Origin of the sequence: Sulfurimonas sp. HSL-3221 (genome assembly GCF_021044585.1) — a bacterium.
Lineage (GTDB): Bacteria > Campylobacterota > Campylobacteria > Campylobacterales > Sulfurimonadaceae > Thiomicrolovo > Thiomicrolovo sulfuroxydans.
In genome coordinates this window covers 2,096,659-2,120,274 of record NZ_CP087998.1, presented here as the reverse complement: position 1 = coordinate 2,120,274, position 23,616 = coordinate 2,096,659, and the positions used below count along the sequence as shown (strand labels likewise).

Genomic DNA, 23,616 nt, shown 5'->3' with positions numbered 1-23,616 from the left:
CAATTATAGCGAAATTTTTGCATTTTGCAGTGTGCGCGGGGTTACCGGGGCGGGGCGGCGCGTCCCTTTAACTTTTTTTGCTAAAATGGCTTCACTTTTTGGAACCCGTGTGGGAGAGAATGATAAAACAAACAATTGCAACCCTGATAACGCTGCTGGTCCTTTTCGGCGGCTGTACCAAAGAACTTGACGAATACAACAAACCGGCCGCGTACTGGTACGAGAAGATGGTCGCGGCCGTTTCCGACGGTAACCTCGACAAGGCGGACAACTACTACAGTTCCCTGCAGAGCGAGCATATCGGCTCTCCGCTGCTGCCCGAGGCGACGATGATCATGGCGATCGCGCACCTGCAGTCGGAGGAGTATCTGCTCGCCGAGCATTTTCTGACCGAATACATCAAGCGCTACGCGACCCCCGCCGAACGCGAGTACGCCGAGTATATGAAGGTCAAGGCCAAATACATGGCCCTGCCGAACCCGCGCCGCGACCAGGGGCTGATCAACGAGGCGATCGCGGAGGGCGAGCGTTTTCTGCGCCTCTACCCCCGTTCGACGTACGCCCCGGTTGTCGATACGATGGTCACGCGGCTTTACCTCGCCGAAGCGGCCCTGAACGAATCGATCGCCGAGCTCTACGACCGGCTTGACAAACCGAAAGCCGCAGCGTTCTACCGCGGGAAAAAACCCCAGCCGTGGATCGACTGGAACAAGGTGGACCCGGCGCAGACGGCGTGGTACCGGCGGATCTTCGAAGGCGACGGCCATGCGAGCTGGTACGCCTTCATCATCCCTGACACCCAGAGCGTAGTCTCCCGCCACAGCTACAATGATGTAGCCGATGAAAACCGAACCGATATGAAGGAAGAGTAATGCAACTGGACCATTATGCAAGTTTCCCGACCGAACTGCCGGTCATTTTTGAAGACGGGCTGTTCCTCTACCCGTTTATGATCTCGCCGTTGTTTCTCAAAGACGATGAGAATATTGCGGCGGTGACCTATGCGATCGAACACGACTCGCTTGTCATCGTCTGCCCCACGAAAGAGGGGCAGGAGGGCGAACGCACCTTCGAGAGCATTCATGATGCCGGGGTGATCGGTTCCATTATGCGCAAGGTTTCGCTGCCTGATGGCCGGGTGAAGGTCCTCTTTCAGGGGCTGGCGCGGGGCAAGGCGATGGAGGCGCGGGGCGAAGACCCGCTGCGGGTGCTGGTAGATACGATCGACCCCAAGCCCGTTAACGAGATCAAGATGGACGCGATCCTCGAGGTCGTGCGCGAAAAGGTGCGGGCCCTGTCGCAGGTGAGTAACTTCTTCCCGCCGGACCTGCTGCGCACCATCGAGGAGACCCAGGAGTACAACCGCATCGCCGACCTGATCTGCAGCACGGTCAAGCTCCCGAAGCAGCGCGCCTATGAGATGTTCGTCGAGGCGGATACGGAACAGCGCCTGCTGCTGCTCATCGACTACCTGATTGAGGAGATCGAAGCGAGCAAGCTGCAGCGCGAGATCCGCACCAAGGTCAATACAAAGATGGAGCAGATCAACAAGGAGTACTTCCTTAAAGAGCAGCTCAAAGAGATCCAGCAGGAGCTGGGCGTCGACAACCAGCGCGAAGAGGAGATCGCCGAGTACCGCAAGCAGCTCGAAGCGATGAAAGAGCATATGGGCGAGGACGCTTACAAAGAGATCTCCAAGCAGCTCGACCGCTATGCGCGCCTGCACCCCGACTCCGCCGACGCGGGGATGATCCAGGGCTACCTTGAGTGGGTGCTGGAGATCCCCTTCGGCAAACTCGCCAAAAAAGCCCTCAAGATCGAGAATGTCGAGTCCCAGCTCGATGCGGACCACTTCTCCCTTGAAAAACCGAAAAAGCGCATTTCCGAGTTCTTCGCCGTCAAGGAGCTGATGGAGCTTCGGGGCAAAAGCGCGCAGAAGGGTGGCAGCGCCATTCTCTGTTTCGCGGGCCCTCCGGGCGTCGGGAAAACCTCCCTGGCGAACTCCATTGCCACCGCCCTCAAACGTCCCCTGGTCCGGATCGCCCTGGGCGGGCTTGAAGATGTCAATGAGCTGCGCGGGCACCGCCGCACCTACATCGGCGCGATGCCGGGCCGGGTTGTGCAAGGGATTATCGACGCGAAGAAGATGAACCCCGTCGTCGTCCTGGACGAGATCGACAAGGTGGGGATGTCCCACCGCGGAGACCCGACGGCGGCGCTGCTCGAGATCCTCGACCCCGAACAGAACAGCCATTTCCGCGACTATTTCGTCAACTTCGACCTCGACCTGAGCCAGGTGATCTTCATCGCGACGGCCAACGACGTCGGCCGGATCCCGGCCCCGCTGCGCGACCGTATGGAGTTTATCGGGGTGAGCAGCTACACGCCCCAGGAGAAGTTCGAGATCGCCAAGCGCTACCTGCTACCGCAGGAGCTCAAAAAGCACGGGCTGAAAAAACAGGAGGTGACGGTCTCCGCGCCGGCGATGAAAGAGCTGATTCACAGCTACACCCGGGAAGCCGGGGTGCGCAACCTGCGCCGCCGCATCGCCGACATCGCCCGCAAGTCGGCGAAGATGATCCTGGAAGACCCTACGCTGGGCAAAGTCTCGGTGACGGTCAAGAACCTCAAGGAGTTCATGGACAAGACGGTCTTCGAGATCGAGAAGACCGACAACGTTAACCGCGTCGGTGTCGTCAACGGGCTGGCCTGGACCGCCGTCGGCGGGGATGTGCTCAAGATCGAGACGATCCGTATCAAGGGCAAGGGGCAGATGCAGCTCACCGGCAGCCTCGGCGAGGTCATGAAGGAGTCCGCGCGTATCGCGATGAGCGTCGTCAAGACCCAGATCGACAACGGCAAGGTCAAGGTGGACCACGCCATTATCCCGCGGACTTTTAAAGAGCAGGAGGAGCAGACGACGCTGGACGCCAGCGAAGTCTACAAGCGCTACGACCTCCATATCCACGTTCCCGACGGCGCAACGCCCAAAGACGGGCCGAGCGCGGGGATCGCGATGAGCACGGCGATCGCCTCCATTCTCAGCAACAAACCGGTCCGCGCGGGGATCGCGATGACGGGCGAGGTGTCGCTCAGCGGCAACGTCCTGCCCATCGGCGGGCTCAAGGAGAAACTGATCGCCGCGCACAAGGCGGGCATGCATACGGCGCTCATCCCGAAAAAGAACTATGAGCGCGACCTCGACGAGATCCCGGACGAGGTCAAGGAAGTCGTGACGATCGTCCCGGTCGAACGGATCGAAGAGGTGCTCAAACTGACGCTGCTGCCGGAATAAGCCCTCCCCGGGCTGCCTCATTTACGCTTTCATAACCATTTTTTCACTATAATCAATATCAAAATTCAGAATCTAAAAAAGCGCGTGCCTGTGGATACTATGACCCTTTACCAGATCGTTCCCCTTCTGATTGCCCTGCTGCTGGCGGCGGCTGCGCTGTACATGCTGCTGCTTCTGCGCCGACGGGGCGTGGCCCTGGCGGCGGCGCGGGAGGCCGCCGAAGCGCAGCAGGCGGTGCTTCAGCAGCGCGAACAAGAGCTTATCAGGCTGAACGACACGCTGGCATGGCGCGCGAAAGAGGAGGAGCGTCTTCGCGCCGGCGTGGAAGCGGGGACGCTGCAGCTTGAAAACGCCCGACAGGCCCACCAGCGCCTGGAACGCGACTTCGCGGTGCTGCAGACCCGCTATGAAGAGGCGCAGAAACAGCATACGGAGCAGCTCCGCCTGCTCGATGAGGCGAAACAGGCGCTCAGTGCGCAGTTCGAAGGGCTGGCGCACAGGATCTTCGAACAGAAGGCGAAGACCTTCGATGCCGCGAACCAGCAGCAACTGCAGCTGCTGCTAAAACCCTTCCGAGAGCAGATTGACGCCTTCTCCAAACAGACGCAGACCCAGTATGTCGAAGAGAGCAAGGAGCGCCACCTGCTCAAAAGCGAGATCGAGCGTCTCAAGGTGCTCAATGAACGCATCGCCGAGGATGCGCTCAATCTGACCAACGCCCTCAAAGGGGAGACGAAGACCCAGGGGAACTGGGGGGAGATCGTGCTGGAACGGGTACTGGAGAGCTCGGGCCTGCGGCCGGGCCACGAGTACGAAACCCAGGGCACCTACAAGGACGACAAGGGGAATATGCTCCGTCCCGACGTCGTCGTGTTTCTCCCCCAGGAGCGCTGCGTCATCATCGACTCCAAGGTCTCCCTCGTCGCCTACGAACAGTTTATGAGCAGCGACGATCCCGAGCAGAAAGCCAAAGCGCTCCGCCAGCACCTCGTCTCGATCAATGCCCATATCAAAGGGCTCTCCGAAAAACGGTACGAAAACCTGCCGGGGATGCGGACGCTGGATTTCGTGCTGCTTTTCATGCCGATCGAAGGGGCGTTCCACCTGGCACTGCAGAACGACAGCGGGCTCTTTAAAAAGGCGTACGATGCCCGCATCATCGTCGTAAGCCCGTCGACCCTGCTGGCGACGCTGCGCACCATCGAGAATATCTGGCGGACCGAGCAGCAGCAGCAAAACGCCGCGGAGATCGCGCGGCAGGCGGAAGCGCTGTATGACAAGTTCGTCGGATTCGTCGAGGACATGGAGCGCATCGGCGACCAGCTCGGCAGAACCCAGGGGCAGTGGGAGGCGGCGATGAATAAGCTCTCCAGCGGGAAGGGGAACCTGATCCGCCGTGCGGAACAGATGAAAAAGCTCGGGCTCAGTCCGAAAAAAGCACTGCCGGGCAAGGATGAGGGGACGGAATGAAACGCGACGGAGTGCTCCCCTGGCTGATTGCGACGATCCCTGTGCTCTTCGCCTTCATTGCGGAGGGCATTCTCTATACGCTGTATGATAGCGACCCACAGCGCGACATCTTGATCGTCGGCACTGCCTTTGTCGCCCTGACGGTCCTCCTCTCCACTCTTTTTTCCGGCTACTGGGGGTACACGCTGCTGTTGCGCTACCAGGAGCAGGTGCGCCTCCGCGACAACGCGCTGCAGGAGTTCAACGCGGCGGTGGATGCCCGGGTAGAGGATGCGGTGGAAGCGCAGCGCCGCAGCGACCGCCTGGGCATGCAGCGTTCGCTGACGAATGCCATGGACGAGACGGTCGGACTGGTCGCAAGCCGCTGGCGAGAGCCGCTGCAGCGGCTCGCCACGCTCCCGGGAAAAGGTGGGGACCGGGCGGAGCAGGCGGAAGCGGCGGCACTGATCGCGACATCGATGCTCGAAAGCCTGGGGGAGTGGCAGGAGTTCTTCCGCCCCGATACCGTCCGCGAAGCCGTGGATCTCTCCGAAGCCGTGCAGAGCGCGCTCTCCTTGTTGGCGCTCGAATTGGCCGAAACGGATATCCGGGTCGAGACGCGCCTGGAGTGCTCGATGACCCTCCCTCTTTACCGGAACGAGATCATCCGGGTATTGATCAGCCTGCTTCATAATGCGAAGGAGGCCCTGGTCGAACGGCGGATCGCACTGCCGCGCATCGAGATCGAGTGCTATGAAACGGGGCAGTTCGTCGTCATCCGCCTCTGCGACAATGCCGGCGGGGTGGCAGCGGACGTCGCCGACCGTATCTTCGAACCCTACTTTTCGACCAAGGGCGACAGCCGTGCCGCAGGTCTTGGGCTTTACATGGCCCGCAACATCGTCGAGGAGCACTGCAACGGTGAGCTGAGTTTTGACAATATCGACCGGGGGGCCTGCTTCTACCTGAAGATAGGCAAACACCAAACAGAGGAAGAGGCATGAGCAGCCTGCGCCTGCTGACCTGTTTTGTCAAAGAGACGCGCTGGGTACCGACCCGCCGGGAGGATGCCCTGCGGATTATCAGCGAGGAGATGGGCGGCGCGGACCCGGAGGGGATCCTCGATTATGTGCTGGAAGCGACGAAAGAGGGAAAGACGGTAACGGTAGGCGAGTGCCGGTTCCGGCAGGAGATTACGGGTGGGGGACCTTCACCGTCGAGTTGAGCAGCCATCCGATCACGACCATCGCTCCCATGACGATGTAGGCGTTGGTAAAGCCATAGGCGGCGGTGAGATAGGCCAGCCAGAGCAAAATGGCGCCGAGCGGGGTCGGGACGCCGGTAAAGTATTTTTCGACGCTCCCCTCTTCGGCATTGATGTTGAACTGGATCAGGCGGCGCAGGCCGCTGACGACGTAGTAGATGCTGACCGCACCCGAGAGCAGCAGCAGTGCGCCGTCCAGTCCCGTGTAGACCGCCTGGAAGATCAAAAACACGGGCACCAGCACGAAGGAGAGGAAGTCGGCGAAGGAGTCGAGCTGGATGCCGAACTCGTTCGAGAGGGCATATTTACGCGCGATTTTACCGTCGAAAATATCAAAGGCCCCGCCGATCCAGGCAAAGATGATTGCGGTAAAGAAGTTGTTCTGGCTGATAAAATAGACGGCCAGGAGTCCACTGGCGATATTGACCATCGTAAAGAGGTTGGCCAGATTGAAATGGTTGTCGGCGCGGTAAAGAAATTTCATGGCGGCATTATAACAGACGAAGCGGAAAAATCGGCGGTGGGGTAGGTATAATACGACCAATGGATTAGCAGCGCTAATTTAGTCTAAATTAATTTGATTTTTATTATCATTTAGAAACCAATCAGGACGGGACTCGGGTAACAGTGAAATTGACAGAGTGTATGAAAGGGTGCAGCGCTACCATCGTCAAGCTGCATGCCCAGGGGCCATTGAAACAGCGTCTTGTCTCCTTCGGGGTCATGAAAGGGGCCCGGGTGGAGCTGATGGGTTTCGCGCCTGCCAAAAGCACCGTCGAGATCAAGATAGGGCGGATGCGCCTCGCCCTGCGTAAAGAGGAAGCCGAACTGATCGAGGTTACCGCCGATGCCTAACACCGCCCCCGTCTGTCCCGTCACCGAAAAACATATCCGCATCGCCCTCGTCGGCCAGCCAAACGTCGGCAAGAGCATGCTGATCAACGCCATCAGCGATGCCCGCCTGCACGTGGGCAATTTCAGCGGGGTGACGGTTGAAAAATCCGAGGTCTTTTTCGACTACAAGGATTACCACTTTACCATCGTGGACCTGCCGGGCACCTACGCCTTTACCGACTACTCTATCGAAGAGCGCGTGACCCACGACTTTCTGTGCAACGAAGAGTATGACCTGATGATCAACGTCGTCGATTCGACGAACCTGGAGAAGAACCTGCAGCTCACCGCCGAGCTGATGACGATGAACAAGAAGATGGTACTGGCGCTCAATATGAGCGACGAGGCGGACCGGGAGGGAATCCGGATCGACTACGACTACCTCTCGACGCTGCTCGGCCTCACCGCGGTACGGGTCTCCGCGGCGGCCAAGATGGGGATCGAGACGCTGATCGAAGCGGTGATCGCCACCCACGAGACCCCCTATCAGGAGCCGAAGCTGATCTTCTCCCAGGCCGTGGAAGAGGAGATCGATATCATTGCCTCCTACCTTGACGAGCACCGCTTCAAGGCGGCGATCTCCAACCGCAACATCGCGATCAACCTGCTCCAGAACGAGAAGAAGACCTACCGCACCCTGCATGACCTGCCGCTCTGGACGGAGCTGCAGCCGCTGCTCATCGAAGCGGACAAGCATATCGAGACGCACCATGATACGGATGATGTCAAAGAGGTTTTCGCCGAGGAGTATGCCGCGTTCATCCGGGGGGTCATCACGGAAACGGTCCGCCAGACCGAACAGCCCATCGAGAAGAAGAGCCTCACCGAGCGGGTGGACGACCTGCTCATTCACCCCGTACTGGGGATCCCGATCTTCCTCTTTCTGATGTGGGGGCTCTTCCAGCTCACTTTCGAGATCGGCAATATCCCGATGGAGTGGATCGACGCCTTCTTCGGCTGGTTTGGCGAGACGGTGGGCGCGACGATCCCCAACGCCGATATCCGCTCCCTGATCGTCGACGGCGTCATCGCCGGGGTGGGGGCGGTGGTCCTCTTTACGCCGAATATTATCATCCTCTTTATCGGGATCGCCCTGCTCGAATCGACGGGGTATATGTCGCGGGTCGCGTTCCTGCTCGACGGCGTCTTCCACAAATTCGGCCTGCACGGGCAGTCCTTTATTCCATTGGTGACGGGGTTCGGATGCTCCATCCCCGCCTATATGTCGGCGCGGATTCTGAAGAACGACAGCGACCGCCTGTTGACGCTCTTTATCATCGGCTTCATGAGCTGCGGTGCGCGTCTGCCGGTCTACGTGCTCTTTACGGGGGCCTTCTTCGCGCCGAGCATCGCGGGCAACGTCCTTTTCGCCATCTACATCGCCGGGGCGATGATCGGATTGGTTGCAGCGAAGGTCCTCAAGCTGACGGCCTTCCGCGGCCAGGACGAACCCTTCGTCATGGAGATGCCGAAATACCGCCTGCCGTCGGTCAAGCTTATCTGGCACACGGTGCTGACCAAGACCCTGATGTACCTGAAAAAAGCGGGAACCTTCATCGCCGGGGCATCGATGCTGGTCTGGTTCCTGAGCAGCTACCCCCACTCGCATGAGATCGAGGCGGCTTACAGCGCGAAGATTGAACAGGCCGCAGACCGGAGTGCGGCGGCGCACCTGGCCGTCGAAGCGGATGCGGCCCAGCTCGAACAGAGCTACCTGGGACGCATCGGTAAGGCGATCGAACCGTTCTTTACCCCGATCGGGCTGGACTGGAAAATGGCCATCGCCCTGCAGACGGGACTGGCGGCCAAAGAGGTCGTCGTTTCGACCTTGGGGGTGCTCTATGCCGTCGGCGAGGGGGTGACGGAAACGGACAAAACCCTTATCAGCGCCATCCGCGCGCATATCCCCTTTGCTTCGGCCGTTGCCTTTATCGTCGTGATCATGCTCTACCTCCCCTGTCTGGCGGCCTCGGTCGTCTTTACCCGGGAAGCGGGCGGGATCAAATATTTCATCTATCTTTTCATGTTTACGACGGCGACGGCCTATACGCTTGCCTTTGTCGCCTACCATCTTACCCTCATGCTGACGGGGGCTGAGGCCCTGCTGCCGCACTAGGGGACCGTTAGCTAAAAGTTAATGCTGCTGGGATAAAATGCTCGCATGAAAAAGATACTGATGATTGAAGACGATCTGGAGCTTGCGGAGATCCTGACCGAGTACCTTGAGCAGTTCGGGTACGAGATCGAAACGGAGGACGACCCCTTCAAGGCGCTGAGCATCCTCAAACTCAAACCCTATGATCTGGTCATCCTCGACTTGACGCTGCCGGGGATGGACGGGCTCGAGGTCTGTGAAGCGATCCGCGAACGCCAGGACATCCCCATCATCATCTCCTCGGCCCGCTCGGACGTCACCGACAAGGTTAACGCCCTGGAGCTGGGCGCCGATGACTACCTCCCCAAACCCTACGACCCCCGCGAACTCGAAGCCCGCATCAGTTCGGTGCTGCGCCGGTATGCCGCGAAAACGGAAGCCAAACAGGCCCAGGAGCACCACAGCGATTTCAAGCTCGATGAGGGGGCGATGCAGATCAGCTACAAGGGGCGCGCGCTGGACCTGACCAACGCGGAGTACGGCATCCTCGCCTTTATGATCAAAAAAGAGGGGATGGTCGTCTCCCGCGAGGATATCATCCTCAACGTCAACGCGATCAACGAGGACTCCTCGAACAAGAGCATCGATGTCATGGTCGGGCGGATCCGCAACAAGCTCGGAGATAAATCCCTGATCGAATCGGTGCGGGGCATCGGCTACAAGCTTATCAAATGAGGCGCAATGCCGTCTTACTGACCATCCTTTTCGCTTTCGCGGTGACGCTGATCAGCGTCACCTTCGTCTTCTGGGAATTCTACAAGAACAACCGCGCCCAGTACATCGACAACATTTTCAACAAGTACACCGTCATTACGCAGATCTACCGCGAGCATATGATGAAGCATACCTCCGAGGCGATCCTGGAGGCAAACCTCGCCGTCTACGGCTTGTCGCACATCCAGGGTGACAAAGCGGTCCGGGCCGTTTTCGACAAAGCCGACGTCCTCAAGCGCGTCGGGTTCCAGGAAGTGGTGCGCACTATGCACTTTTCGAACGAGGCGATGCACGCCCTGGACCGGGTCAGCGACCTTCGGGCGACGATGCTGGAGTCGGAGGGGAAGATCTACTTTTTCCTGGAGACGCCCCAGGGGAGGTTCCTGCTGCTGGATGAACAGCTCCGCCCCTATTTCCCGACCCATCTGCTCAGCGCCTATCTAACGATCGTCTTCGTGATCGCCTGGGCGGTCTTCATCATCTGGCGCCGGATCCGTCCCCTGCGCATCCTGACAAAGCGGGTGATCCGCTACGCCGGCGGCGACAGGGACGTCGTGTTCGAAATGAGAGGGGGCAACGAGATCGCCATCCTCGCCAACGAGCTCGAGCAGGCGCGCAAGAATATCAATACCCTCATCGAATCCCGGACTCTCTTCCTGCGCAACGTGATGCATGAGCTCAAAACGCCCATCGCCAAGGGGCGGATCTCCGCGGAGCTGCTCGCCGAACCCAAGCAGAAAGCGAGATTCAACAATATTTTCCTGCGCCTCGAGCAGCTCATCAACGAGTTCGCGATGATCGAGGAGGCCTCCTCGGGCTTCGGCAACAAGAACATCGGGACCTACCGGCTGGTGGACCTGATCGACGAGGCGATCGACCAGTCCATGCTGGAGCCGGAGATGATCAGCGTCGATGTCGACAGCAGCGAGCGGATGGCCTGCGATTTCACGATGATGGCGACGGTCATCAAAAATATGATCGACAACGGCGTGAAGTATTCGCCGGACAAACGGGTGGCAATAAGCATGGAGGGCAAAGAACTCGTCTTCGAAAACAGGGGGGAGAAGCTGCGCCACCCGCTGCGCTATTACGTGGAGCCTTTCACGAAGGAACACCCGGCGCGCAACAGCTTCGGGCTGGGGCTCTACCTGGTGGATGCGATCTTGCACGCTCACGATCTGCAGCTGGCCTACGCATACGACGACGGGGTCAACCGCTTCTATATTACTGCGCTATGAGAGGTTATGCACCTCGTGCAGGGGTTTCGTTTTGCGCTCCTTCGTGCGGACGAGGCTTTTGTGGGTTCGGTGGTAGCGGAACATCTTATAGAAGATGACCGTCAGGGCGACGGCGGCGCAGACCTCGTACCCGATCGCCCAGACGGCGGCGAACATGGCGATATCGAGGGAGAAGAAGTTGTTGAAACTCCCCTTGGCGATAAAGATAAACAGAAAGAACAGCCCCGCGACATAGGGGATCGTGATAAAATAGAGTCCAAGAAAGAGGTGCTCATACCCTTCCGGCATGGGAAAGACCTTGGTGAGGTCGACTTCTTGTTTTGCAAAAGATTTCGGGACGTGTATATCCCCGTTATGCTGTTGTGTCATAGGCATGGGACGAACTCCGATCTCAGAATAAAATCAAGTTATACAAAATAATAATATCACAACCCATAAGGAAAAACAACGTGAAGCAAATTCTGGTCACCAACGATGACGGATACGAATCGGAAGGGCTGCTGGCACTGGTGGAAGCACTCCGGCCCCACGGCCAGGTGACCGTCGTCGCGCCTTCGAGCGAGAAATCGGCCTGCGGCCACTCCCTGACCCTGTCGCACCCGCTCAGTTTTATCAGCGTCGGCGACGATTTTTTCAAGCTCGACGACGGGACGCCGAGCGACTGCATCTACCTGGCGCTGCACTCGATGTTCGAGGGGCGAAAGCCGGACCTCGTCGTCAGCGGCATCAACAAGGGCTCGAACATGGGCGAGGACATTACCTACTCCGGCACGGCGGCCGGGGCGATGGAGGCGGTGCTGCACGGGGTGCCGGCCATCGCCGTCTCACAGGTGATGGACTTTGAAAAGCCCCTGCCGGATTTCGCGCTGGCGAAAGAAACTGTTTCCAACCTCGTGGAAAAGATCTTCGCTTCCGAATTCCCCCTGCCGCCGCGCCAGTTCCTGAACGTCAATATCCCGCCGGAGGTGACGTCGGCCGCAACGAAAGTAACCTACGCGGGCCACCGCTTCTACGCCAACGACGCCCACCTGCACCGCAACCCCCGGGGCAAAGAGTACTACTGGCTGGGCCTGCATCCTCTGGAGTACAAGGCCAGAGAGGGGCGCGAAGAGCTTTGCGACTTCGAGGCGGTGATGCGTGGGCACATCTCCGTTTCGCCGATCATGCTGGACCTGAGCGCCTACGCTTCCATGCCCACACTTGATGCCTGGCTGGGAGTCTGAGCGTGCGTTATGAACGTTCCCGTATGCTCCTGGGAGAGGATTTTGAGAAGCTGCAGGGAGCAAAACTGCTGCTGCTGGGCGTCGGGGGGGTCGGGAGTTTCTGCCTGGACTGTCTGATCCGTTCGGGGGTGAATGACATCACCATCGTTGATTTCGACACCTATGACGAGAGCAACCAGAACCGCCAGCTCTGGAGCGAACACCACCTCGGCGAGTCGAAAGTCAAGGCGCTGCAGACCCACTATCCGCAGATCACCGTGATCGAAACACGCATTGACGAGGCGTGGGTGGAGGCCTTCGACTTCGAGCCTTACGACCTTGTGCTCGACGCCATCGACGATACGAAGGCGAAGCTGGCCCTCGCGCAGAAGTGCTACAAGAAGCTGATCAGCGCGACAGGCTCCGCCAAACGGCTGGACCCGACAAAAATCGAGGTGGGGACCATCTGGACGGCCCACGGCGACCGCTTCGCCTCCAAGCTGCGCTACGAGCTCAAAAAGCGCCGTTTCAGCAAGAAATACCCGGTCATCTTCAGCAGCGAACCGCCGCGGGTGAAAGTCAAGGGGAGTTTCATGGGGGTGACCGCCGCCTTCGGTCTGACCATGTGCTCGCTGGCGGTACGGCGGCTCATCGGTTCAAAATGAGTGTCCGCGCCCCCGAGCTCGACCACGGCGCGTGGATCGCCGGAGGGCCGCTTTCCCTGCGCGGTCTGCGCCCCCGGGCCGTGCTGCTCGACTTCTTCACCTTCGGCTGCATCAACTGCATGAACAACCTCCCGATGCTCTCACGGCTGCAGGCCCGCTACGGCGACGGCCTGCAGGTCATCGGGGTGCACAGCGGAAAATTCGCCCATGAGAAAGATGTCGACGCCGTCCGTGCCGCCGTCGCGCGGCTGGGGATTACCTACCCAGTGTTGAACGACCCGGAGGGCGCCCTGGTCGATCAATACGCGGTCAAGGCGTGGCCGACGATGGTCCTGGTCAACGCAGAGGGGTACATCGCGGCGACGTTCCGGGGGGAGGCGCAAGGCGTCGCCATCGACCTGGCGCTTCAAAAGCTGGGCCTGCTCCCGCGGGAGGGCGCGGCCGAAAGTGCGATACTGAAGGGCCCGCTGCGCTTTCCCGAAGCCGTGCTGGTATCGGGTGAACAAACGTTCATAGCCAACAGCGGGGGCGGGGATGTGCGCGAATACAACGCGGCCGGGCGGCTTGTCCGCCGTTTTACCCCCTTTCGGACCCCCGCGGCCCTGGCCCTCTCGGAGGGGATGCTCTATATCGCCGACCGCGCCGGCGGCAGCGTCTGCCGCATCGATCTGCGCAGCGAGGAGCGGACGGTCCTGTTCGAGCAGCTGCGCGCCCCCTCGGCACTGCTTGTGGAGGCAGAGACGATCACGATCGCCGAGGCGGGGGCGCACACCGTCACGGTCTACGATAAAGAGACGCTGCGTCCGCTGCAGACCTACGGCAACCGCTTCGAAGCGCTGCGCGACGGGGCGGGGGATGCGGCGCAGCTGGCCCAGCCGATGGGCATGACGCGCTGCGATGACGGCATACTCTGGTTCGTCGACGCGGAGAGCTCGGCTCTGCGCTCTATTGAGAACGATCACGTGCAGACTCTCGTCGGTGAGGGGCTGTTCACCTGGGGGGACGCGGACAGCGACCCGATCCTGCTGCAGCATCCCCAGGGCATCACCTGCGGCCGGATCGGGGACGGCTGCGGCGGCGGGCGCCTCTTTATCGCCGATACCTATAACGGCAAGCTCAAGGTGTACGACCCTCAAAGCGGCCGGATGATGACACTGATGGAAGAACTTAACGAACCTACAGGATTGTGCAAGCAGGGGTGCAGCCTCTATATTGCCGAAAGCGGGGCGCACCGTGTCATCAGGTATGATTTGTCATCTATGTCTTTCGAGACCTATATCGCCTGAAACACGCGGAGGGGCATCATGGATATTTATGTGCACACGCTGAGCTCGATGCTGGTGCTCACCGGTATCATTCTGCTCGTCGCTTTTCTACGCCGCTCGGGCATGTTCAGCCCCGATCACGGCTCGCTGTTCGCCTCTATGATCACGCAGCTGACCCTGCCGGCGCTGATCTTTTATGCGCTTTCGCATGCCGTGCTGGAGTGGAAATACCTGCTTGTCACGGGCCTGATGCTGGCGGGAGAACTGCTTCTTTTCCTGCTGGCGTGGGCTGCCAGCAGAGTGATGGGACTCTCCGCGCCGAAAACGGGCAGTTTTATCCTTGCGGCCGTTTTCGGGAGTTCCACGCTCCTGGGGTATCCCCTGGTGGCGGAAGTCTTTGGGAAAAACGCGGCGGCGATGGCCGAAGCGTCGCTGGTCTCGGAACTGGGGGTGGGGTTGCCGCTGTTCACGCTGGGGGCGATGATCGCCATGCACTACGGCGGTAAAAAAGCGTCGGGTTCCGGCGGGAGCGGAGCGGCGGCCTTTTTCCGTTCGCCGATCTTTATTGCCATTGCGGCGGGGAGTGCCTGGAGCGTTGCCGGGTTGCCCGTGACGGGCATGGTATTCTCACCGCTCTTTGACGCGGTGCAGATCGTCGCGAAGGCCAATACGCTGCTGGTCACCCTGCTCGTCGGGGTTTCACTCGGATTCGACCGCCTCAGGGAGATCGCCGGTATCGCTGCCGTCGTGCTTGTCCTGAAACTGGTCGCTTCCCCTCTGCTTATTGCGCTGCCGGCCCACTATGTCGCGCTTGAACCGTGGCAGCTCCAGGTGCTGGTCATCGAGTCCGCCATGCCTTCGGCGATGCTGAGCGTCGCCTTCGCCAAGCGCTACGGCTGTGACGTTGCGCTCGCCTCACATCTGGTGTTTGCCACGCTGCTCGGCAGCATGGTGACGGTGACGGTCATGATACGTCTTCTGGGGTAGGGGGAAACGGCACCCGTACCGGTAGTCGATAGGGAGCGTTTGGTTGAGGTTCAGCTCTTGGCGGCCCCGAACATATCGATGTAGCAGGCTTCCGCCCAGCCGTAGATGTTACGGGCATTCTCCAGCCCCTCTTCGCCTTTCCAGTGTTCATCGGTGACCGGGGTGGCGAACTCGAACTGTTTGTGTTTCGGGTTGTAGGCGTATTCGGAGTGGATAAAGATCCCGTGCTCGGGAAAGGCGGAGACAGCGGAGATGCAGAGCGTCACCGGGGACATCCACTTGAGGGGGGCCTGTTTATTGATCTTCGCGGCGAGCATTTTCGCGACGTTCTGCCCTTCGCTCAGCGAAGTGTTCCCCGACTTGGAGAAGCCCGTGGGGCGGGCATCGCCGGTGATGTAGATGTTGGGATGGCCGCGGACCTCGTAGGTCATCGGGTCGATGTCCCCCTCGAACCGGTTGTAGACGGTATCCTTGGCGACCCCGCACACCTCGAGAAGCCGACCGCCCCGGACATGGGGGTAGAAAGAGGCGTCGTCGAAGGCGAAGGTGTCGAATTCCGTTTTGACCTGCTTCTTGTCGAGGTCGATCGCCTCGATGACGGCGTTGGGTTCGTAGACGATGTACTCCTTGTAGAGCTCCTCGAACGCCGTGTGGAAGCCGTGCGCTTTGATCGTGATGTCGTTGTTCTCGTCCAGCAGGAGCACTTTGCCCTTGATCCCGTTGTGCTTGAAATAGTCCGCGATCAGACAGGCGCGCTCGTAGGGGGCGGGCAGGCAGCGGTAGTTCCCGCCGGGGACGGTAAGGAGGAAAGTCCCCCCTTGGAAACTGTGGATCTTGCGTTTGAGCGTCATATGTTCCGAGCCGGGACGGAACGCCGCCGGGTACTCCTGGCGAAGGCGGTTCTCCACACCTGGGTCGTCGGTCCAGAAGGAGTAGTCGTAGTCGATGCCCGGGGCGAGGACCAGGTAGTCGTAGGCGATATCGCCCCGCGTCGTATACAGCGTGTTGTTGACTTTGTCCACGCCCGTCGCCGCGGCATGGAAGTAGGAGTAGCCGTGGTGCTGGGCCGCCTGGTAGTAATCGTGGGTGATAAACTCCAGGCCGACCTTGTCCACCAGCCACATATTGCTGACGGGACAGGAGATGAAAACGTCGCGCTGTTCGACGAGAACGACCTCGGCCGTCGGGGCGAAAAGTTTGGTGTACTTCGCCATACTGAGCCCGGACCACCCGCCGCCGACAACGACGACGCGGGGGCCTTTGGGAGTTGGCAGCGGGGCCGGGCTGTCGGCTGTGTCGGTTTTCGGGGTCGCCTCGGCGGCTTCGGCGGTACCGCCGGCCGCCATGGCGGCCGCAAGGGCTCCACCGAGTTTCAGGGCGTCTCTGCGGGAAAATTTCATGATAATAGCTCCGGTATATTGGGGTCGGGTAGAGACCGTTTGTTGGACGTTTTGGATACGCTTGAAACCAAAATAGTAGACAAAAAATGATTAACCCGCCGTTTCGTGCCGCGCGCTTGGTCTGGCAAGGGAGAGCGATGTGCGCTATAATTCCTCTAAAAACGAGGAATGATTTTGAGCCAGCCACAACCGATGACCCGCTTCGGATACGAAAAACTGCAAGCGGAGCTGAACCATCTTAAAACGGTCGAACGCCCGGAGATCGTCAAGGCGATCGAAGAGGCCGTGGCGCTGGGGGATCTGAAGGAGAACGCGGAGTACCATGCCGCCAAAGAGCGCCAGGGGCAGATCGACGACCGTCTGGGCGAGCTGGCCGAGATGCTGGGCAATGCGCAGCTCGTGGACCCCTCTACCCTGGAACACAGCCGCGTCAGTTTCGGCTCGACGGTCGTGCTGTGCGACATGGAGACGGACGAAGAGATGACCTACACCATCGTCGGCGGCTGCGAAAGCAACCCCGAGCTGGGGCTGATCTCTTTTGCCTCTCCACTGGCCAAGCAGCTGCTGGGCAAAGAGGAGGGCGACGAGCTCAAAGCCAAGCTCCCCGGCGGGACAAAAGAGTTCGAGGTCATCGAAGTCAAATACCAGGAGATCATCTTTGAGTGCCATGATTAACGTCGCGGTCATCGGGGCCAGCGGTTATACCGGCCTGGAACTGGTCAAAATTCTGGTCGGGCACCCCCGCTTTGAACTGGCATACGTGGCCACCAGCGAAGGGGGGATGCGTCTGACCGAGCTGCACCCGGCGATGCAGGGGATCTTTGACTGCGATGTGCACAAAGCGGATGCCGCGGCCGTTGCCGCTTCCTGCGAGCTGGCGTTCCTCGCCCTGCCGCATATGACGGCGATGGGGTTCGTCAAAGAGCTGATGGCGCTGGGGGTCAAGGTCGTCGATCTCTCCGCGGACTACCGCCTGAAGCGCGAGACCTACGAGGCGCACTATGTGCCCCATATCGACCCTGAGAACCTTGAGCACGCCGTTTACGGCCTGCCCGAACTCAACCGCGAGGCGATCAAATCCGCGCGGCTCGTCGCGAATCCGGGGTGCTACCCGACGGCATCGATTCTCGGCCTGCTTCCCTTTACGAAATACATTGATGAAGATTTTCCCGTGTTCATCGATGCAAAGAGCGGTGTGAGCGGCGCAGGCAAGAAGTGCACGACCAGCACCCATTTCGTTTCGATCAACGAAAACATCTTCGCGTACAAACCCTTCGAACACCGCCACGAACCGGAGATCCGCGAAAAGCTCCTCCTCGACAGCGGAAAAGATTTCGATATCAACTTCGTCCCGCACCTGATCCCGGCGACCCGCGGCGAGTTGATCGACGCCTATGCCCTGCTCAAAGAGGAGATCGACCCGATCGCCGTCCTGAAGGCGTATTATGCCGACGAACCCTTCGTGCGCATCTTTGAAAACCCGGTCGATATCAAAGCCTGTTCGGGCACGAATTTCTGCGACATTTACGCCAAGGTCCGCGGGAAGAAGCTCTATGTCAACAGCAGCGTGGACAACATCGTCCGCGGCTCCTCTTCCCAGGCCGTTGCCAACGCGAACCTGATGATGGGACTGGAGGAGAACACGGGCATCCCGATCATCGCCTATGTCCCGTGACCCCTACGAGATCCTTCCCGGCGCCCTGCTGATCAGCGATGCCCACTACTCCGCAACACGCCCGCAGCTGCTCTCACTCCTGTTGGCGATCGATACGGGGAGGCTGGCGGTTCCGCAGCTGCTGCTGATGGGGGATATCTTCGATCTGCTCTTCGGGCAGATCAAGGTGACCCATGCGATGAACGCCGAGGCCGTTGCCGTGCTGCAGCGCATCAGCCGCCGTATTCCCGTCCTCTACCTCGAAGGCAATCACGACTACAACCTTGCCGCGCTCTTCCCGGAGGCCACCGTCGTGCCGCTCTCCTACCAGCCCTTTGCCTGCCGCTGCGCCGATCGTGCCGTGCTCCTGGCCCACGGCGATTTCAACCAGCCGCTCTCCTACAGGATCTACACGGCGCTGATCCGAAACGGCGCGGTACTGCGTCTGCTGGGTGTCATTAACCGCCTGACCGGCAACGGGATCATCGCGAAGCTCGAGGCCTACCTGGAGCGGAAGAACCACTGCCATACGATGGCGGGTTTCGAGACGTTCGTGCGGGCCCATCTCGCCCCGCTGGCCTTGGCAGACGTTGACATTTTCATTGAGGGGCACTACCACCAGGGGAAGCGGTTCGACGTGGACGGTGTGCGCTACTTCAATCCCGCCGCATTTGCCTGTAATCTTCACTATGCTATCGTTAGGAACGAGCAAAACGGTTTTACCCTGCAAGCGCAGGAGTGGAACGAGGGGTAGGAGCCATGGCGCAGCTGCAGATCGAAAAGACCGAACGCGGGATGACGGTACACTGCAGCGGCCCGTGGCACGCCATGACGCTTGACGCGGTCGCCGGGGCGATCAGCGGGGAGGAGCTGGCCCGTCTGAAGGAGTACGAGGTGCTCCTTGAGCTTTCGGCCATCGAACAGATCGACACGGCGGGGGCCCTGCTGCTGCAGCGGCTCCGGCGCGGCCTGGAAGAGGCCGGCAATGTCGTGGTGGTGCAGGGGGTGGACGCCCAGACTGAACGGGTGCTGGCGATGACGCAGCGCTACGGCCACCCCGATATCGATTTTGCCGTTCCCGTTCCCGGTCTCCTGGCGCAGACGGGACGGAACGCGGCGGAGGTGGCGGCCAACGGTGCGGGCATCGTCGCCTTTATCGGCCGGACCTTCCTGGCGTTTATGCACCTGCTTTCGCGCAAAGTAGGGTTCCGCTACAAAGAGACGGGCTACCAGATTATGGAGAGCGCCATCAAGGCCCTGGGCATCATCGCATTGACGATGTTCCTTGTCGGCGTCGTCGTCGCCTACCAGTCGGCGGTACAGCTGAAAACCTACGGCGCCAACATCTTCATTGTCGACGCGCTGGGCATCTCGATACTGCGCGAACTCGCCCCCATGCTGACCGCCATCGTCGTCGCCGGACGCAGCGGCTCCTCTTACGCCGCACAGATCGGGGTGATGAAGATGACCGAGGAGATCGACGCGATGCGGACGATGGGGTTCGATCCCTATGCCTTTTTGGTCCTGCCGCGCCTCTTCGCCCTGATCATCATGATGCCGATCCTCATCTTCTTCGCCGACGGGTTCGGCATGCTCGGCGGCATGCTGATCGCGCATACGGAGCTGGGACTTTCGGTCACGCTCTTTATGGACCGCTTTACCGAGGCGGTGGCCCTCAAACACTTCTGGGTCGGGCTGGTGAAGGGGCCCTTCTTCGCCGTGCTTATCGCTTCCATCGGGATCTACCGAGGTCTGAAGGTGAAAAACGATACGGAGAGTATCGGGATCAATACGACCAAAAGCGTCGTCGAGGCGATCTTTGCCGTGATCATCTGCGATGCGCTCTTCTCCATCGTCTTTACGAAGTTGGGGTTCTGAGATGGCGGCGGTCATAGAGGTCGAAAACGTCGTGACGCGCTTCGGAGAGCGCCTGGTGCATGACGGGGTGTCGCTGCACGTTAATGCCGGGGAGATCTACGGCTTCCTCGGCCCCAGCGGCTGCGGAAAATCGACGCTGATGCGCGAGATCATCCTTCTCGAGCCGCTTCAGAGCGGCAGCATCCGCCTTTTCGGCGATCCGCTTGACAGGCTCTCTTTCGACGCGGCACAGGCGCTGCGGCGCCGATGGGGGGTGCTGTTCCAGTCCAATGCGCTCTTCACCTCGCTGAACGTGGCCGAAAACATTGCCGTGATGCTCAAGGAGTACACGGCGCTCCCGGTCGCGCTGATCGACGAGATCGTTGCCTTCAAACTCGACATCGTCGGGCTCACGCCCAAAGAGGGGAAGCTCTACCCCTCCCAGCTCAGCGGGGGGATGAAAAAGAAAGTCGCCCTGGCCCGGGCCCTGGCTCTGGACCCGCCGCTGCTTTTTCTGGACGAACCGACCTCGGGGCTCGACCCCGTTTCGGCCCGGGAGTTCGATGCCCTGATCATGCGACTGCGGGACATGCTACAATTAACCGTAGTAATGGTCACCCACGACCTCGCCTCGATCGAGACGACCCTCGATCGTATGGCGATTATCGACGAGCGGCGCATCGCCGCCGAGGGGACGCTGTCGGAGGTCAAAGGGGTGCCGAGTCCGTTTATCCGTACATTTTTTGGAGGTGACGTGTCGTGAACGCCAAAACGAACGAGACGGTCGTCGGCATATTTGTGCTGCTCTCATTGGCACTGATGGCTTTTTTTGTGATCTGGATGCTTCAGCCGGCGAAAAAGGATGAGCTGCAGAGCTACCGTATCGAGTTCGGCGAGTCCGTGTCGGGCCTCAACGTCGATTCCCCGGTCAAGTTCCGCGGTGTGACGGTCGGGAAAGTCAGTGCCATCCGCATCAGTCCCAATAATATCGAGAAGATCGAGGTCATCATCGATGTGTGGAAGACGACCCCGGTGAAAACGGATACGATCGCCAAGCTCAAGTCGCAGGGTATTACGGGGCTGAGTTACGTGGACCTGAGCCGCGGGAGCGAGGCCGCCCCGCTGCTCAGATCCAAAGAGGATGAGGACGCCATGCCGACAATCCCCTTCGAACCCTCCTTTTTTGTCACCCTGGAGCGTACCTTCGGGTCGGCATCCGAGAACATCTCAGAGCTCCTGCTGCGCCTAAAGGAGCTGATCGGCGAACAGAACCAGGAGGAGTTGACCCGGCTGCTCTATCACAGTGCGAATATCGTGGAAAAGATAGACACCGGGCTGACCAAGGAACGGTTTGCGCATCTGGACGGGACCATTCGGAAGATCGGGAAGTTGGCGACGGCGCTCGATGCCAGGACGTCGTCACTCCCGCAACTGCTGCAGAGCAGCGACGCCGCGATGGGACAGGTCAAGGTCTCTCTGGCCTCTTTGCAGGAGAGTTTTGACTCCATGGCCAAGACGCTGGAGGTGATCAATGCGCGGAACAAAAACGGCGATTACAGCATCAAAGAGACGATGGGGCCGGGCATGGCGCAGTTCGAAGTGACGATGCGCCAGATGGAGCAGAGCCTGACCCTGCTCAACCAGATGCTGCTGCGCTATGGTGAAAACCCTTCGGATATGCTCTTTGAACATCAACCGCCGCAGGTGGGACCGGGAGAAGCGAAATGAAATGGATAACGGGAGTCCTGATGGCGCTGCTGGTCAGCGGATGCAGCCTGACGCGCGAAGCGCCGCCGGTACAGAGCTACCGGCTCAACGACGGGGCGCAAATCGTCGTGAGCAGTGCGGAGGGGTGCCGGGAGCGTGTGATCCGCATCGCCCTTATCGAAGCTCCGCAGTGGCTGGGGGGGACCGCGATCCATTACGCCGGGTCGGACCACCGCTTCTACCGCTATACGCAGGCGCGCTGGGAACAGTCCCCGGTGCAGCAGATCCAGCAGATGATCGAAAAGAGCGTCATCGAAAGCCGACTTTTCGTCGGGGTCGTGCCGTACAAATCCCTGGCCAAGAACGACTGGCTGCTTGAAGTGCGCATCGAACAGATGCTGCAGACGATCGGCGAAACGGGGGCGGGTGAAACGGAGCTGATGCTTTATGCCGTTCTCGTCGACCAATACAGCCGGCGTGTCCTGGCGCAAAAGACCTTCGCCTACCGGTACAAGAGCGCTGTTTCGGATGTGCGAAGCGCGATGGAAGGGTGGAGCGCAGGGGTCTCCGAATTTAAAACGGCACTGATCGCGTGGCTGGTGCAGCAGTGTGACGCGCAGGCAAAGGTCGACCGCAGCGATGTCGATCTTTGACCGCGTCACGGAGCGCAGCGGCGGCAACGCCGAAAAGTACGCTCTGCGTCAAAAGCTTTTCGGGACGGAAGACGTCCTGCCGATGTGGGTGGCCGATATGGATATCGAGACCCCCCAGTGCGTCCGCGATGCCGTGATGAAGCGGGCGGAACACCCCGTGTACGGCTACGAGGAGATGCCCCGTAGCGCCTTTGAAGCGCAGTGCGGCTGGATGGCGCGCCGCCACGGGGTGACGCTGGAACCGGAGGAGCTTCTGTATTCGCACTCCGTCGTCGCCTCCATCTCCGCCGCCATCGCCGCCTTTACCGCGCCGGGCGATGAGGTCGTCGTCCAGCCCCCGATCTATCCCCCCTTTGTCAGCACGATCAGGCACAGCGGCCGCAAAGTGCTCTCCAACCCCCTGCGGCAGGATGCGGAGGGAGTTTACCGTTTTGACCTGGAGGGGCTTGAGAAGCAGATCACGCCGAAGACGAAACTCCTGCTGCTCTGTTCCCCCCACAACCCCGTCGGCCGCGTCTGGGAGCGCGCGGAGCTCGAAGCTTTGGCGGCACTTTGCCTGCGCCACGGCATCAGGGTCTTTGCCGACGAGATCCATTCGGACCTGCTGTTTGCCGGCCATCGTCATACCCCCTTTATCGCCCTGGGGGAGGCCGTCCGCGCGATCACGCTGACCGCGATCGGCCCGGGGAAGAGTTTCAACGTCGCGGGACTGGCGATCTCGACCGTGGCGATGACGGATGCCGCGATGCGTGCGGAGTTCAAAGCGGTCTACGACACGATCCATTTCGCCCAGGGGACCGTCTTCGGCCATGCCGGCTTCGAAGCGGCCTACCGGGAGGGCGAAGCGTGGCTGGAGGGGCTGCTGGTGCACCTGCAGGGGAACATCGACAAGCTCTCAGAGCTGCTGGGACGCTACGAGCAGATCGGATTTCGTCCGCCGGAGGGGACCTACCTTGCCTGGCTGGATTGCCGGAAGATGGGGTTTGGCTCCGACAAAGCCCTGCGGGAGTTTTTCATCGCCGAGGCGCGCCTCGGATTGAGCCCGGGCATTTCGTTCGGCAGGGAGGGGAGCGGGTTCATGCGCCTCAACTTCGCCGTACCGACACCGACCATGGATGCGGCGCTGGAAAGGCTGGAGGGGGCACTGCGCGGTTTCGAGCCGATACCGGGTCTGTAACGGGACCGTAATCTCTTTTGTCTACACTTCGCGGAAAAAA

General features: G+C 60.2%; 24 protein-coding genes. 21 read left to right on the top strand and 3 right to left on the bottom strand.

What is annotated here, in order from left to right; genetic code table 11:
- Positions 1-119: 119 nt before the first annotated feature.
- From LOH54_RS10865 to LOH54_RS10845, 5 genes are all read left to right on the top strand, one after another.
- Positions 120-872 (top strand): outer membrane protein assembly factor BamD, encoded by a 753-nt coding sequence (locus tag LOH54_RS10865; protein ID WP_231019098.1) that lies wholly within the window; start codon positions 120-122, stop codon positions 870-872.
- The gene (gene lon / locus LOH54_RS10860) at positions 872-3,295 is read left to right on the top strand and encodes an endopeptidase La (protein ID WP_231019097.1); all 2,424 of its coding nucleotides are present in this window, start codon (positions 872-874) and stop codon (positions 3,293-3,295) included. Before LOH54_RS10865 ends, lon begins: the two co-directional genes overlap by 1 nt.
- A 99-nt stretch (positions 3,296-3,394) precedes the next feature.
- The gene (locus tag LOH54_RS10855) at positions 3,395-4,765 is read left to right on the top strand and encodes a DNA recombination protein RmuC (RefSeq protein WP_231021240.1); all 1,371 of its coding nucleotides are present in this window, start codon (positions 3,395-3,397) and stop codon (positions 4,763-4,765) included.
- Complete coding sequence (locus LOH54_RS10850; RefSeq protein ID WP_231019096.1) at positions 4,762-5,748, top strand: sensor histidine kinase; 987 nt, start codon at positions 4,762-4,764, stop codon at positions 5,746-5,748. The genes LOH54_RS10855 and LOH54_RS10850 overlap by 4 nt, the downstream gene beginning before the upstream one ends.
- A complete protein-coding gene (locus LOH54_RS10845) occupies positions 5,745-5,969 on the top strand; it encodes a hypothetical protein (RefSeq protein ID WP_231019095.1) in 225 nt (74 codons plus the stop codon). Before LOH54_RS10850 ends, LOH54_RS10845 begins: the two co-directional genes overlap by 4 nt.
- Here the strand turns inward: LOH54_RS10845 and LOH54_RS10840 are convergent.
- Complete coding sequence (locus tag LOH54_RS10840) at positions 5,938-6,492, bottom strand: CDP-alcohol phosphatidyltransferase family protein (protein WP_231019094.1); 555 nt, start codon at positions 6,490-6,492, stop codon at positions 5,938-5,940. The genes LOH54_RS10845 and LOH54_RS10840 overlap by 32 nt on opposite strands.
- Positions 6,493-6,635: 143 nt before the next feature.
- Here LOH54_RS10840 and LOH54_RS10835 point away from each other — a divergent pair, with 143 nt between their 5' ends.
- The 4 genes from LOH54_RS10835 to LOH54_RS10820 are packed head-to-tail and all read left to right on the top strand — an operon-like array spanning position 6,636 to position 11,009.
- Positions 6,636-6,863: a FeoA family protein gene (locus tag LOH54_RS10835; RefSeq protein WP_231019093.1), complete on the top strand. Its 228-nt coding sequence runs from the start codon at positions 6,636-6,638 to the stop codon at positions 6,861-6,863.
- Positions 6,856-9,018: a ferrous iron transport protein B gene (gene feoB, locus LOH54_RS10830; protein ID WP_231019092.1), complete on the top strand. Its 2,163-nt coding sequence runs from the start codon at positions 6,856-6,858 to the stop codon at positions 9,016-9,018. The genes LOH54_RS10835 and feoB overlap by 8 nt, the downstream gene beginning before the upstream one ends.
- Before the next feature lie 45 nt (positions 9,019-9,063).
- Positions 9,064-9,732, top strand: coding sequence for a response regulator transcription factor (locus LOH54_RS10825; protein WP_231019090.1), 669 nt, complete (start codon positions 9,064-9,066; stop codon positions 9,730-9,732).
- On the top strand, positions 9,729-11,009 hold the full coding sequence (locus tag LOH54_RS10820; RefSeq protein WP_231019089.1) for an ArsS family sensor histidine kinase: 1,281 nt from the start codon (positions 9,729-9,731) through the stop codon (positions 11,007-11,009). Before LOH54_RS10825 ends, LOH54_RS10820 begins: the two co-directional genes overlap by 4 nt.
- Here the strand turns inward: LOH54_RS10820 and LOH54_RS10815 are convergent.
- Entirely contained in the window at positions 11,004-11,384 is a 381-nt protein-coding gene (locus LOH54_RS10815; protein WP_231019088.1) for a hypothetical protein, read from the bottom strand. The two genes, LOH54_RS10820 and LOH54_RS10815, sit on opposite strands and share 6 nt — an antisense overlap.
- Positions 11,385-11,458: 74 nt before the next feature.
- Between LOH54_RS10815 and surE the strand changes: the two genes are divergently transcribed.
- From surE to LOH54_RS10795, 4 genes are read left to right on the top strand one after another with little or no spacing between them, the layout of a single operon-like run.
- Positions 11,459-12,232 (top strand): 5'/3'-nucleotidase SurE, encoded by a 774-nt coding sequence (gene surE / locus LOH54_RS10810; RefSeq protein WP_231019087.1) that lies wholly within the window; start codon positions 11,459-11,461, stop codon positions 12,230-12,232.
- A 2-nt stretch (positions 12,233-12,234) separates the two neighbouring features.
- Complete coding sequence (locus LOH54_RS10805; protein WP_231019086.1) at positions 12,235-12,876, top strand: tRNA threonylcarbamoyladenosine dehydratase; 642 nt, start codon at positions 12,235-12,237, stop codon at positions 12,874-12,876.
- A complete protein-coding gene (locus LOH54_RS10800) occupies positions 12,873-14,162 on the top strand; it encodes a redoxin domain-containing protein (protein WP_231019084.1) in 1,290 nt (429 codons plus the stop codon). Before LOH54_RS10805 ends, LOH54_RS10800 begins: the two co-directional genes overlap by 4 nt.
- Before the next feature lie 18 nt (positions 14,163-14,180).
- Complete coding sequence (locus tag LOH54_RS10795) at positions 14,181-15,128, top strand: AEC family transporter (RefSeq protein ID WP_231019083.1); 948 nt, start codon at positions 14,181-14,183, stop codon at positions 15,126-15,128.
- A gap of 50 nt (positions 15,129-15,178) precedes the next feature.
- Here LOH54_RS10795 and LOH54_RS10790 read toward each other — a convergent pair whose 3' ends face one another.
- Entirely contained in the window at positions 15,179-16,528 is a 1,350-nt protein-coding gene (locus tag LOH54_RS10790) for an NAD(P)/FAD-dependent oxidoreductase (protein ID WP_231019082.1), read from the bottom strand.
- Positions 16,529-16,720: 192 nt separating this feature from the next.
- Here LOH54_RS10790 and greA point away from each other — a divergent pair, with 192 nt between their 5' ends.
- Genes greA through LOH54_RS10750 form a run of 8 tightly spaced genes read left to right on the top strand, consistent with a single transcriptional unit; the run spans position 16,721 to position 23,576 of the window.
- Complete coding sequence (greA, locus tag LOH54_RS10785; RefSeq protein WP_231021239.1) at positions 16,721-17,203, top strand: transcription elongation factor GreA; 483 nt, start codon at positions 16,721-16,723, stop codon at positions 17,201-17,203.
- Positions 17,196-18,203 carry an N-acetyl-gamma-glutamyl-phosphate reductase gene (argC, locus tag LOH54_RS10780; protein ID WP_231021238.1) on the top strand — a complete coding sequence of 336 codons (1,008 nt, stop codon included), beginning with the start codon at positions 17,196-17,198 and terminating at the stop codon, positions 18,201-18,203. The genes greA and argC overlap by 8 nt, the downstream gene beginning before the upstream one ends.
- The gene (locus LOH54_RS10775) at positions 18,193-18,936 is read left to right on the top strand and encodes a UDP-2,3-diacylglucosamine diphosphatase (protein ID WP_231019081.1); all 744 of its coding nucleotides are present in this window, start codon (positions 18,193-18,195) and stop codon (positions 18,934-18,936) included. The genes argC and LOH54_RS10775 overlap by 11 nt, the downstream gene beginning before the upstream one ends.
- A 5-nt stretch (positions 18,937-18,941) precedes the next feature.
- The gene (locus tag LOH54_RS10770; protein WP_231019080.1) at positions 18,942-20,060 is read left to right on the top strand and encodes an MlaE family ABC transporter permease; all 1,119 of its coding nucleotides are present in this window, start codon (positions 18,942-18,944) and stop codon (positions 20,058-20,060) included.
- Between the two features lies 1 nt (position 20,061).
- Positions 20,062-20,802, top strand: a complete 741-nt coding sequence (locus LOH54_RS10765) for an ABC transporter ATP-binding protein (protein ID WP_231019079.1) — start codon at positions 20,062-20,064, stop codon at positions 20,800-20,802.
- Positions 20,799-21,767 carry an MlaD family protein gene (locus LOH54_RS10760; RefSeq protein ID WP_231019078.1) on the top strand — a complete coding sequence of 323 codons (969 nt, stop codon included), beginning with the start codon at positions 20,799-20,801 and terminating at the stop codon, positions 21,765-21,767. The genes LOH54_RS10765 and LOH54_RS10760 overlap by 4 nt, the downstream gene beginning before the upstream one ends.
- Positions 21,764-22,399 (top strand): ABC-type transport auxiliary lipoprotein family protein, encoded by a 636-nt coding sequence (locus tag LOH54_RS10755; RefSeq protein ID WP_231019077.1) that lies wholly within the window; start codon positions 21,764-21,766, stop codon positions 22,397-22,399. Before LOH54_RS10760 ends, LOH54_RS10755 begins: the two co-directional genes overlap by 4 nt.
- Positions 22,386-23,576: a PatB family C-S lyase gene (locus LOH54_RS10750; protein ID WP_231019075.1), complete on the top strand. Its 1,191-nt coding sequence runs from the start codon at positions 22,386-22,388 to the stop codon at positions 23,574-23,576. Before LOH54_RS10755 ends, LOH54_RS10750 begins: the two co-directional genes overlap by 14 nt.
- The last annotated feature ends 40 nt before the right edge of the window (positions 23,577-23,616 follow it).